Source organism: Shewanella cyperi (assembly GCF_017354985.1).
GTDB lineage: Bacteria > Pseudomonadota > Gammaproteobacteria > Enterobacterales > Shewanellaceae > Shewanella > Shewanella cyperi.
Map to the genome: position 1 here is coordinate 3,482,682 of NZ_CP071501.1, position 12,763 is coordinate 3,495,444.

Genomic DNA, 12,763 nt, shown 5'->3' on the forward strand with positions numbered 1-12,763 from the left:
CAATTAGCCACACCATCCCCCGGCAGCCATGCCAATCACATTTAACAACTCCCGCCCCCGGCAGATACCCCTTAAATGGAAAAGGCCCGCGTTCGATGCGCGGGCCTTTTCCTACACGGTAAATAAACTCCCCCTCAATTACCATCCATGGCAATCGGGGATAATTACATCCATGTAAAGAAAAACCCAGCCGAAGCTGGGTTTTTCTTTGAGCCGTTAGGCGTCGGTCAAATGATGTGAGTTATCACATCATTCCTCCCATACCACCCATACCACCCATGCCGCCCATATCTGGACCGGCTTCAGGCTTTGGCAGCTCGGCTACCATGGCTTCTGTGGTGATCATCAGACCGGCCACGGAAGAAGCGAACTGCAGTGCAGAGCGGGTTACCTTGGTTGGGTCCAGGATACCCATTTCCAGCATGTCGCCGTAGGTGTCGTTACCGGCGTTGTAACCGTAGTTACCAGAGCCGTTCTTGACGTTGTTGGCAACCACAGAGGCCTCTTCGCCGGCGTTGGTAGCGATTTGACGCAGTGGCGCTTCCATGGCGCGCAGGGCGATAACCACACCGTGCTTCTGATCTTCGTTGGCCACTTCAACGTTGGCAATCTTGGAAGCAACGCGCACCAGGGCCACACCGCCGCCTGGTACCACACCTTCCTCAACGGCGGCGCGGGTAGCGTGCAGGGCGTCTTCAACGCGGGCTTTCTTCTCTTTCATTTCCACTTCGGTGGCAGCGCCAACCTTGATCACGGCAACACCGCCGGCCAGCTTGGCCATACGCTCTTGCAGTTTTTCCTTGTCGTAGTCGGAAGTGGTTTCTTCGATCTGTTGCTTGATCTGACCCACGCGAGCCTTGATCTGCTCTTGCTCGCCGTTACCATCTATGATGGTGGTGTTGTCCTTGGTGATGACCACACGCTTGGCGGTACCCAGGTCTTCCAGGGTGGCTTTTTCCAGTTCCAGACCGATTTCCTCGGCGATCACAGTACCACCGGTGAGGATAGCGATATCCTGCAGCATGGCCTTGCGACGGTCACCGAAGCCAGGGGCCTTAACGGCGGCAACTTTCACTATACCGCGCATGTTGTTCACAACCAGAGTCGCCAGGGCTTCGCCTTCCACGTCTTCGGCCACGATCAGCAGCGGCTTGCCGGTTTTGGCCAGACCTTCGAGGATAGGCAGCAGTTCGCGGATGTTGGAGATCTTCTTGTCCACCAGCAGCACGAAGGGGTGGTCCAGTTCCACTGAGCCGGTTTCTGGCTTGTTGATGAAGTAAGGAGACAGGTAGCCACGGTCGAACTGCATACCTTCAACCACGTCCAGTTCGTTTTCCAGCGCCTGACCTTCTTCAACGGTAATCACGCCTTCCTTGCCCACTTTTTCCATGGCGGTGGCGATGATCTGACCGATGGACTCGTCAGAGTTGGCGGAGATGGTACCTACCTGGGCAATGGCCTTGGAGTCGGCACATTCCTGGGACAGGGCTTTGAGTTCTTCCACGGCGGCGATAACGGCTTTGTCGATACCGCGCTTCAGATCCATTGGGTTCATGCCGGCGGCAACGGCCTTCAGACCTTCGTTAACAATGGCTTGAGCCAGTACGGTCGCAGTGGTGGTACCGTCACCGGCGGCGTCGTTGGCCTTGGAAGCCACTTCCTTCACCATCTGGGCGCCCATGTTCTCGAACTTGTCTTCCAGTTCGATTTCCTTGGCCACGGATACACCGTCTTTGGTGATCAGCGGCGCGCCGAAGCTCTTTTCCAGCACCACGTTGCGGCCCTTGGGACCCAGGGTCACTTTTACCGCGTTGGCCAGTACGTTCACACCGGCGAGCATTTTCACGCGAGCGTCATTGCCAAATTTAACTTCTTTAGCTGCCATGTTTAATTTCCTTTAAATTCTTTGCGTTAAACTGAAATGTCACTATGGAGAGGGGATTATTCCACCACAGCCATCAGGTCAGATTCGGAGAGGATCAACACTTCCTGACCGTCGATTTTTTCTTTCTTGACGCCGTAACCTTCGTTGAAGATCACCTTGTCACCGACCTTCACGTCCAGCGGACGTACTGTGCCGTTTTCCAGGATCCGACCATTGCCCACGGCCAGAACCTCACCACGGGTAGATTTTTCGGCCGCGCTGCCGGTCAGGACGATGCCACCGGCAGAAGTGGATTCCACTTCGAGACGTTTAACTATGACGCGGTCATGTAATGGACGAATATTCATCTATGGAGTCTCCTAATGATTTTTGCCCAATATCAAGGCGGTTATGTTTACATGTGCAGCCAGGCTGCAGGATGGAAACTATATGGGGATGGCTGCTTTGGGATACAAGTCCGGGGACCAAAAAATTTTTGGATTTTTTTGCGGTGAATTTTTTATTGCCTGCCATTCCTGTTAAGATCGGCGCGCGAATTGCGCTGCCACGCGATGAAAGCGCCAAGTCGCGCCAGCCACACCATGCCAGACACTTCCAGGTGATAAGAGACACATCCAGGCCATGAGAGACAAGCACGGGCTGCTGCACGCACCCATTGCCGCAGTATTGTTGAAAATGACCCTGCCGAACCTGGTGGGGATTTTGACGATTCTGGGATTCAGCCTGGTGGATACCTTCTTTGTCAGCCAGCTCGGCACCGAGGCGCTGGCGGCCATCAGTTTTACCTTTCCCGTCACCCTGGTGGTGTCCAGCATAGCCGTCGGCATAGGCGCCGGGGTCTCGACCCTGCTGGGGCGCCTGATTGGCGGCGGCCACAGCGGCGAGGCCAAGGTATTCCTGCACGACACCCTGCTGCTGACCTTTGCCCTGGTGAGCCTGATCTGCGCCCTCGGCAGCCTGTTTACTGGCCCGCTGTTCAGCCTGCTCGGCGCCCGTGGCGAAAGCCTGAGCCTGGTGCACGACTATATGTTTGTCTGGTTTCTCGGCGCACCGCTCTTGGTGATGGTGATGGTGGGCAACCAGGGGCTGCGCTCCACCGGTGATACCCACTCACCGGCCAAGATCATGGCCCTGGCGGCGGTGATTAATCTGATTTTGGATCCCTTGCTGATCTTCGGCATAGGTCCCTTCCCGCGGCTGGAAATCCAGGGGGCAGCAATCGCCTCGCTGCTGTCCTGGTTGCTGGCGGCATTTCTGTCGGGCTACCTGCTGATAGTCAAACGCAACATGATAGTGTTCGCCGACGCCGATTGGTCCAGGCTCAAAGACAACTGGCGCCGCCTGGCGCGCATCGCCCAACCGGCGGCGCTGATGAATCTGATGAATCCCATTGCCAATGCGGTGATCATGGCCATGCTGGCCCGGGTCGATCACGGCGCCGTGGCGGCCTTTGGCGCCGGTACCCGCATCGAATCCGTGCTCTTGATGGTGGTGATGGCGCTCTCTTCCAGCCTTATGCCCTTTATCGCCCAGAACCTGGGGGCGGGTCAGCCGGCGCGGGCCCGCGAAGCCTTGATGCTGGCGCTCAAGTTTGTGTTATTTTTCCAGACCCTGCTGTACCTGCCGCTGTTGCTGCTGGCGGACCCCATTGCCGCCCTGTTCAGCAGCGATCCCAAGGTGGTGGACTGGCTCAGCTTTTACCTTATCGCCCTGCCCGCCGCCTACGGCCCACTTGGGGTGGTGATTATCGTCGCCACCTCGCTCAACGCCTACCACAGGTCCATGGCGTCCTTGGTGATCAACGTCTGCCGCCTGTTCCTGCTGATGCTGCCGCTGGCGGCGCTGGGCTCCTACCTTTACGGGGTGCAGGGCCTGATGCTGGCGCTGCCGCTGACCAATGCCCTGATGGGCCTGGCCTGCTTTATTTTGGCCGGCAGGGTGAGCGAGCCCGGCGCGGCCATAAGTGCGGGACAACTGAGCGGCAGTGCCCAGGACTAGGGCTGCTCAGCCCTGGATGCTCTTAGGCACAGGTTTAAATCGGCTCGGCACCTGTGGCCACTCGCATTGGCAGGGGTTTGCCGTCCGGGGTCAGTTCCTGCAGGATAAAGTCGACGAAGCGGCGACAGGCCAGACTGACGAACCGCCGGGACGGGTACACCAGAAAACACTCGCCCTTATGGGACTGGTAACCGGTTAACAGCTGCCGCAACTGGCCACTGACCAGATAGGTATCGCACATCTCCGTCGGCAGATAGGTTATGCCCTTGCCCTGCAGAGCAAACTCCCGCGCCATGATCAGGTTGTTGGTACAGAAGTTACCCTGGACCCTGACCTTGAGGGTATCGGGCCCTGTGCCCACCTCCACCTCGTTGAATACCTTGCCGTTGATAAGGCGATACAGGGCGACATTGTGAGCGGCGATATCCTCCAGGGTGCGGGGCTCGTCGTGGTGTGCCAGGTAGTCCGGGCTGGCGAAAAAACCCAGCTCTGTGGTCAGCACCGGCTTGGCCACCACGTCCTGCCCCTCTATGGATTGCTCGATCAGAAAGGCCACGTCGAGATTATGTTTCACCATGTCGACCACTTCGGTGCTGTCTATCACCTCCACGGTCAATTTGGGATGCAGGGCCATAAAGCGGAAGATCAAGCGGTTCAGCACCACGGTTTCCGGCAGCGGAAACATCTGGATCCTTAAGTGACCGCTGAGCTCGGCATCGTCCCCTGTCATCTCAATCAGGGTCTCATCCAGCTGTGACAATATTCCCAGTGACCGCTGGTAGAACAGGCTGCCGGCCGCGGTCAGGCTGATGGCCCGGCTCTGGCGGTGGAACAGCTTGACGTTCAGCTCCTCCTCCAGGCTTTGCAGGCGGCGGCTCACGGTTGACTTGGGCAGGTTGAGCAAGTCTGCGGCTGTCACCAGACTGCCGCTCTCAACTATGCGGTGGAACAGGGCCAGATCTTCGGTTTTCATTATCCATGTCAGCGATAGTCTCAAATTATGAAACCTATAGTTCCAAACAATCCCGTTTAGTGCAACCTCCTAAACTGCTATCTTCGCGCCTGTTGAATTTTCCCGCCACAACCCAGGAACAGCGCCGATGAAATCTGCCTTGATACTGCCACTCGCACTCACAGTGCCCCTGCTCATCTCCGGCTGCACGCCGGCCGAGAGCGCCATGCAAGCACCTGTGATCCGCCCGGTGAAACTCTTCACCATTGAGGATCTCGCCGCCCAAAGCCAACGCAGCTTTCCCGCCCGGGTGACGGCCAACAGCCGTGCCGATCTGTCGTTTCGGATCTCCGGCCAGCTGACCGAGCTGGCCCTGGTGGAAGGCCAAAGCGTCACCGAGGGTAGCCTGCTGGCCAGGCTCGATGACAGGGATGCCCGCAATAACCTGATGACCCGCGAGGCCGAGCACGAGCTGCTGTCCGCCGACCATCAGCGCAAGGCGGCGCTGCTGGAACAAAAGCTGATTTCCCAGGCCGACTTTGATGCCACCCAGGCCCAGTTGAAATCCGCCACCGCGGCGCTGGCGGCGGCCAAAGATCAGCTGAGCTACACCCGCCTGACCGCACCCTTTTCAGGCACTGTCGCCAAGCGCCTGGTGGACAACCACCAGCAAGTGCAGCCCAACCAGACTGTGCTGACGCTGCAGAACAACCGCCTGCTGGATGTGAGCATTCAGGTGCCCGAATCCCTGCTGGCGACGCTGAAACAGGCGAGCGGGCTCAAGGAGCTCGATGCCAGCGTCAGCTTCAGCGCCTTCCCCGGCCACAGCTTCAAGGCCAGGTTCAAGGAGTATTCCACCCAGATAACCCCGGGCACCCAGGCCTATGAGCTGGTGTTCTCCCTGCCCCAGCCCGAGGCCGTGCAATTGCTGCCGGGCATGAGCGCCGAACTGAGCCTGCGCTTGGGTGATGGCAAGACCCAACCTCTGGCCATAGTGCCCGTGTCGGCTCTGGACAAGAGTGACAGCGATGGTTTGGTGCAGGTGTGGCGCTATCAGGCCAATTCCGGCCTGGTGGCCCCGGTACCCGTCACCCTGGGGCGGGTCAGCAGCCAGGGCATAGAGATCCTCGCCGGCCTGAAGCCCGGGGATCAAATCGTCAGCGCCGGCGTGGCCCAACTCAGCGTCGGCATGAAGGTCAAGCCATTGCACTGGCAGCGTGGGGTTTAAGATGAATCTTGCTGAATATTCGATTCGCCACAGGGTCATCAGCTGGATGTTTGCCCTGCTGTTGCTGCTCGGCGGCAGCCTGGCCTTCTTTGGCCTGGGCCAGCTGGAGTTTCCCGAGTTCACCATCAAGGAAGCCCTGGTGATCACCGCCTACCCCGGTGCCTCACCGGAGCAGGTGGAAGAGGAAGTGACACTGCCGCTGGAAGATGCCTTGCAGCAGCTCGACGGCATCAAGCACATCACCTCGATCAACAGCGCCGGTCTGTCGCAGATCCGCATAGAGATCAAAGACAAGTACGACAAACACAGCCTGCCCCAGGTGTGGGACGAGGTGCGCCGCAAGGTCAATGACACAGCCGGGCAATTGCCGCCGGGCACAGGCACCCCCAAGGTGATGGACGACTTCGGCGACGTCTTCGGCATACTGCTGAACCTGTCCGGGGCGGACTACAGCAGCCGTGAACTGAACAACTATGCCGATCTGCTGCGCCGGGAACTGGTGCTGGTTCCCGGGGTGAAAAAGGTCTCAGTGGCCGGTGCCGTGACCGAGCAGGTGGTAATTGAGATCTCCCAGCAAAAGCTGTCGGCCCTGGGACTGGACCAGAGCTATATCTATGGCCTTATCAAGAATCAAAACGTGGTGTCCAACGCCGGCAGCCTGCTGCTGGGCGATAACCGCATCCGCATCCATCCCACCGGCGAGTTCGCCAGCGTGCAGGATCTGGCGCGGTTGATTGTCAGCCCGCCGGGCAGCACTGAGCTTATTCATCTGGGGGACATAGCCACAATTGACAGGGTCTTTGACGAGACACCCACCCTGCTGTACCACAACCAGGGGCAAACGGCGCTGTCACTGGGCATTGCCTTCTCCAGTGGCGTCAACGTGGTGGAAGTGGGCAGCAGGATAACCCGGCGACTGGCGGAGCTGGAGTCCGAGCAGCCCCTGGGCATGACGTTGGACACAGTCTACAACCAAAGCCTGGCGGTCGACGACACTGTCAGCGGCTTCCTGCTCAACGTGCTCGAGTCCATCGCCATAGTCATAGCCGTATTGCTGCTGTTCATGGGACTGAGATCCGGCCTGCTGATGGGGCTTATACTGCTGCTGACCATTTTGGGCACCTTTATCGTGATGAAGCTGCTCAACATCGACCTGCAGCTGATTTCCCTTGGGGCGCTGATCATCGCCCTCGGCATGCTGGTGGATAACGCCATTGTGGTCACCGAGGGCATCATCATAGGCCTGCGCCGCGGCAAGAGCCGGCTTGAGGCCGCCAGCCAGATAGTGACCCAGACCCAGTGGCCGCTGCTGGGGGCGACCGTTATCGCCATTATCGCCTTTGCCCCCATAGGCCTGTCCCAAAACGCCGCCGGCGAGTTCTGCCGCTCCCTGTTCCAGGTGCTGCTGATCTCCCTGTTTATCAGCTGGATAACGGCCATCACCCTCACGCCCTTCTTCTGCCATCTGCTGTTCAGGGATGGGACAAGCCTGGAGGATGAGGCCGCCGATCCCTACCGGGGCTGGTTCTTTACCCTGTACCGCGCCGCGCTGAACTTCACCCTGCGCTTTCGCCTGCCGAGCCTCTTGTTGGTGTTCGCCATGCTGGTGTCGGCCGTGATGGGCTTTGGCCACATCAAGAATGTGTTCTTCCCGGCCTCGAACACGCCTATCTTCTTCGTCGATGTCTGGCTGCCGGAGGGCACGGATATCAAGGCCACCGAGCGCTTTACCGCCGACATAGAGGCGGCGCTGCTGAGCGGCGGCGACAGTCGGGACATGGGCCTTGAGCGGATCACCACGGTAATAGGCCAGGGGGCACAGCGCTTCGTGCTGCCCTACCAGCCGGAGGAGGCCTATCCTGCCTATGCCCAACTGATAGTGGAGATGCGGGATCTGGAGTCGCTCGAGGCCTATATGCCCAAGCTGCAGCAATGGCTGAACCAGGAGTTTCCCCAGGCCAGGTACAGGCTCAAGAACCTGGAAAACGGCCCCTCACCCGCCGCCAAGATAGAGGCCCGCTTCTACGGTGACGACCCCGGGGTGCTGCGCAACCTGGCGGCCCAGGCGCAAGCCATCTTTGCCGCCGAACCGACCATGGATGATGTACACCACAACTGGCGCAACCAGGTGACGCTGATCCGGCCCCAGCTGCAAAACGCCCGGGCGCGGGAGAGCGGCCTCAGCAAGCAGGATCTCGACGATGCCCTGCTGCTGAACTTCAGCGGCAAGCAGATAGGCCTGTACCGGGAGGCGAGCCACTCGCTGCCCATCATAGCCAGGGCACCGGCGGACGAACGGCTGCAGGCCGACAACCTGTGGAAGCTGCAGATCTGGAGCTCTGAGTACAACAGCTTTGTGCCCGTGTCCCAGCTGGTGAGCGAGTTTGCGACCGAGTGGGAAAATCCGCTGGTGATGCGCCGCGACCGCAAGCGGGTGCTGACAGTTATGGCCGATCCTAAATTGGGCTCGAACGAAACAGCAGACTCGGTGCTGCGCAAGGTCAAGGCCAAGGTGGAGGCCATACCCTTGCCGGCGGGCTACAGCCTGGAATGGGGCGGCGAGTTCGAGGCCTCGGGCGAGGCCCAGGCCGCGGTGTTCAGCTCCATCCCCATGGGCTATTTGGTGATGTTCCTGATCACTGTGTTCCTGTTCAACTCGGTGCGCCAGCCGCTGGTGATCTGGCTGACAGTGCCGCTGGCCCTGATTGGGGTCACCGCGGGCCTGTTGCTGTTCGATGCGCCCTTCAGCTTTATGGCGCTGCTGGGGCTGCTGAGCCTGTCGGGTATGGTGATTAAGAACGGTATAGTGCTGGTGGATCAGATAAACCTGGAACTGAGCCAAGGCAAGCCCGCCTACGCCGCCCTGGTGGACTCCTGTGTCAGCCGGGTCAGGCCGGTCATGATGGCGGCCATCACCACAATGCTGGGGATGCTGCCGCTGATTTCCGACGCCTTCTTCGGCTCCATGGCGATCACCATCATCTTTGGTCTGGGGTTCGCCTCACTGCTGACCCTGATAGTGCTGCCGTTGATCTACAGCCTGTTCTTCAGGGTCGTCCCGGGAGGTGAACCACAGACATAACCCGGCTTTAAGGTCGCGGGCCTTGGTCCGCGGCATGAAAAAACGCTTCCCGGCGCGACCGAACGGACACAAGCGTTCGGTCATTTCTTTTTTGGGCCGCTAAAGCGCTCGGCGATAAAGAGTATTAGAGGAATTCCAGCGAAGCAAAGAAGTTTTCCACCCTGGCTTCCTGTTCGGGTTGAAAGAGTGCCGAGGGCTCATGAACCCATTGAGTGGTTCAAAGGAATTCCAGCGAGGCAAAGAAGTTTTCTACCCTGGCTTCCTGTTCGGGTTGAAACAGTGCCGAGGGCTCATGGCTCCCAAAGGGAGCGTTCGAATAAGTTAGAGGAATTCCAACGAAGCAAAGAAGTTTTCCACCGTGGCTTCGCGCTGGGCCGAGGGCTCATAGCTGGCGATCAGCATCAACATATGGTTGTCGTGGGTAAAGACCCGCTGGATCATCTGCTCCTTGCCACTGTCCTTATTCAGTTCATACACCACCTCATAGCCCTTGTGGCCCTGATAGTCGATAAAACCACGACGCACCACGCGGGCTTTATTGCGGCTGGCCTGGCCAATGATGGCGCCCAACTTGTCCATGTCTTCCAGCGCCAGTTCCAGGATATCCTGCTCATCATAGGTATCGAAGGCGGTGCTGAGGCTGATGGCGGTGAGCACCAGGGGGTCCTTGCTGTTTTTCTGGGTGGTCACTTCTTCCAGGCTGATTTGATCCGAGCCTTCGGATCTGACCTTGGGGTCCGGCAGCAGCTTGAGCTTGACCGGCACAGTGGCCATAAAGTGGCTTTGCAGCGGCAGGGGTGAGTAATAATGGCGGTAGCCGAAGATGGCCCCGGCGAGGGCGCCGAGCAGCACTATTATCCTTAACATAGCAGTCCCTTTTATCCTTTTATGTGTTGGCCATTGCTGTCCTGCAATGTCTGTTTCAGTCATGGCTGTGGTGTTGCATAAGCTACTGGTCACAGGCTATTGCGAACAGCAGTCGAAAGACTGACTTTGGCCGCTGAAGTGAATCAAAAAGGCGCCCGTAGGCGCCTTTTAATTCAAATGCTTAAATGGGCGAACCCGGCGGCATGGCCATGGGATTGGGGATCAGACGATACTGGCTGTCGTCCATGCCCTTGCCAATCGCGCCAGCGAGGAAGTTGTAATGGGCGGCGAGATCCGCGCTGCCCCTACTGGCGCGGCGCTTGAGCTGCTGTTGCAGATCATCAAGACGTGCCGCCAACTGCGCCCGAACCTCTGTGCTGCAATCGGGGCTGTGCAGTGCCTGCAACAGTTCATCCACCACCACGGCATTGACCCTGAGCCAGGGGCCGCGCTCCGGCCCTGTGGGGTTATCCAGATACAGGGTCTTGGCCAGCAGGCTGTCCACCAGCTCGGCTATACCCAACTGCTCGCGATCATTAAGCGCCGCCTCCGCCACCCGGTTCAGGCGCCTTGGCCACAGCAGGCTGTGGACGCTGTGGCGCCCCAGCACCTCGGCCATGGCCAGAGGGTCGCTGATGACCCCGGTACCACGGGCGAAGCTTTCCCTGGTATCGCCGTAACTGCCGGCCTTGGGCACCAGCAGTTCGGTCAGTTCCCGTGGCAGGGTCAAAGACTCGGGTGCCAGGGTGGCCAGTACGGCACTGAGGGCCTGGCGTTGCAGCTCGGGGGCTATGTATTGCCAACTGCCATTGCGGTCCTGGTAGCTGTAGTCTGTGCCGCCGATAAACTTGGCCGCGGCCTCTATCTGATAGCGGCTAAGCAGGTACAAAGGCACCAGGGCATCAGCCAGCTCGCCCTGGGGGTCGCCGGGCAGCAGGGCCTCGGGGCCGAACTTGTCCAGCGCCAAACGGCGCACCTGTTGCAGGCGGTTGAGTTCGGCCACGGGATCGCTGCCGTTATCCCACAAACTGGCGTAGGCGTGGCTGGCATCGGCACGACGGGAGTCGGCCTCACCTATGTATCTGAGTCCCTGGCTTTGGGCCTGACGCACCAGTTCGGCCAGGGCCTGACGCCCGGCCTCACCCTTGCCGAAATCGCCGTAACCGTAGGCGATGGCAAACTTGTCCCAGGCGCCGACACCCGTGCCATAGGCCTGGCTTATGTCTATCTGTCCCGCCTGGATGCCGATTTGCGGATGGGGATAGTCCATCACAGAGCTGTTGTCATTGCTGGAGGCGGCAAAGTTGTGCTCCAGCCCCAGGGTATGGCCTATCTCGTGGGCCGCCAGCTGGCGGATACGGGCGAGGGACAAGCCCATGGCCGCATCGGCGGCGGCCTGTCTGTCATCCCAGCCGGCGGTGAGGCCGCGGGCTATCAGATGATCCTGCCTGACCCTCAGGCTGCCCAGAGTCACATGGCCCTTGATGATCTCGCCGGTGCGCGGATCGGCCACCGCCGAGCCATAGGACCAGCCGCGGCTGGCCCTGTGCACCCACTGGACCACGTTGTAGCGCACATCCTGGGGATCGGCGTCCTCCGGCAGCAGTTCCATTTTGAAGCCGCCGATAAAACCTGCGGCATCAAAGGCTTCACTCCACCAGCGGCCACCGTCCAGCAGTGCGCTGCGGATAGGCTCGGGCACACCGGGATCCAGATAATAGACTATGGGCTTGACCACCTCAGAGGGGGCGGGGCCCGGAACCTTTTTCTGCAGCCGGTGACGCAATATGTGGCGGCGCACCACGCTCTGGTCCACGGCGGTGCCATAGTCCAGGTATTCATCCATCAGGTAACCGCTGTAGGCCAGATAGTCCCTGGGTTCATAACCCGCCTCAGGCAGGGCGATAAAGGACACCCGGGTACGGATTGACACGGACTTGGGATCCGGCGTCACCTGGGCCACATAGGCGCCGGGCTTGGCGGAGGAAAAGGTCAGCAGCACATCCACATCGCTGTTGCGCTCAAAGGATTTAACCCCTTCAGGGATAATCAGCGAGCGCTGTTTATCGAGCTGGAATTCGCCCTGACCTGCGGCCTTGAGGCTGTCGGCCACCCCGTGCAAGTCCTGGATCAAGAGTTCGTTCAGTGGCACCAGCGGCTGTTTGCCGGGCACCAGGGCGGCACGCCAGAGCACGGATTCGGCAAAGGCCTCCCGCACGGCGCGGCGTTCGGGGGCCGAATCGCTGTCGGCGCGGTAACGGCTGTTGAGTTCCCGCAATATGATGTCGGGCCCCAGGCGTTCAAACTGCACCAGACGGGTGCGGCCCAGCTGGCCACGGTCGAGACCTATGTCATTGGAGCCCACACCCTGGGGCAGGCTGGTCAGCAGCAGAAAGGGTTTCTTGAGCCGGGTCGGACTCAGGTATAGCTGGCCGTCGTTGTGGTAATAGAAATCGAGGAAACCGGCGGCCTTTTTGCTTTGTTGGCTGATAACAGTGGCATCTGGGGCGGCCTGGGATTGGGGCGCGGCGGCGCCGAGGGCCAGCAACAACGCCAGGGCGAGGCTGTAGGGACGCATGCAAACTCCTTGTTATGCTTGTTCTGGTTGCAGTTTGCCATCCAGACTACCCCATCCCCGGCCACAGGCAAGCGCAAATAGCTCAAGTTATTCCCATACTTGACTGATTTTGCGCTTTTACCACTTTCTGCTGCCCCGTCAGGCTTTACTGTGCTTTTCCTTGTAGCCAATCC

8 protein-coding genes are annotated in these 12,763 nt (G+C 59.5%); 3 read left to right on the forward strand and 5 right to left on the reverse strand.

The window, feature by feature from the left end:
- Positions 1-244 precede the first annotated feature (244 nt).
- Positions 245-1,885, reverse strand: coding sequence for a chaperonin GroEL (gene groL / locus JYB84_RS15480; RefSeq protein ID WP_207320911.1), 1,641 nt, complete (start codon positions 1,883-1,885; stop codon positions 245-247).
- A gap of 56 nt (positions 1,886-1,941) precedes the next feature.
- Entirely contained in the window at positions 1,942-2,232 is a 291-nt protein-coding gene (locus JYB84_RS15485; protein ID WP_207320912.1) for a co-chaperone GroES, read from the reverse strand.
- A gap of 274 nt (positions 2,233-2,506) precedes the next feature.
- Here JYB84_RS15485 and JYB84_RS15490 point away from each other — a divergent pair, with 274 nt between their 5' ends.
- The gene (locus tag JYB84_RS15490) at positions 2,507-3,883 is read left to right on the forward strand and encodes an MATE family efflux transporter (protein ID WP_207320913.1); all 1,377 of its coding nucleotides are present in this window, start codon (positions 2,507-2,509) and stop codon (positions 3,881-3,883) included.
- 34 nt (positions 3,884-3,917) lie between these two features.
- On the opposite strand, the gene JYB84_RS15495 is transcribed toward JYB84_RS15490, so the two are convergent.
- Entirely contained in the window at positions 3,918-4,856 is a 939-nt protein-coding gene (locus tag JYB84_RS15495) for a LysR family transcriptional regulator (protein WP_207320914.1), read from the reverse strand.
- 127 nt (positions 4,857-4,983) lie between these two features.
- On the opposite strand from JYB84_RS15495, the gene JYB84_RS15500 reads away from it, so the two are divergent.
- Positions 4,984-6,063 (forward strand): efflux RND transporter periplasmic adaptor subunit, encoded by a 1,080-nt coding sequence (locus JYB84_RS15500; protein WP_207320915.1) that lies wholly within the window; start codon positions 4,984-4,986, stop codon positions 6,061-6,063.
- A 1-nt stretch (position 6,064) separates the two neighbouring features.
- On the forward strand, positions 6,065-9,145 hold the full coding sequence (locus tag JYB84_RS15505; RefSeq protein WP_207320916.1) for an efflux RND transporter permease subunit: 3,081 nt from the start codon (positions 6,065-6,067) through the stop codon (positions 9,143-9,145).
- A gap of 321 nt (positions 9,146-9,466) precedes the next feature.
- Here JYB84_RS15505 and JYB84_RS15510 read toward each other — a convergent pair whose 3' ends face one another.
- Positions 9,467-10,012: a hypothetical protein gene (locus tag JYB84_RS15510; RefSeq protein WP_207320917.1), complete on the reverse strand. Its 546-nt coding sequence runs from the start codon at positions 10,010-10,012 to the stop codon at positions 9,467-9,469.
- Between the two features lie 181 nt (positions 10,013-10,193).
- Positions 10,194-12,590 (reverse strand): zinc-dependent metalloprotease, encoded by a 2,397-nt coding sequence (locus JYB84_RS15515; protein WP_207320918.1) that lies wholly within the window; start codon positions 12,588-12,590, stop codon positions 10,194-10,196.
- Positions 12,591-12,763 lie beyond the last annotated feature (173 nt).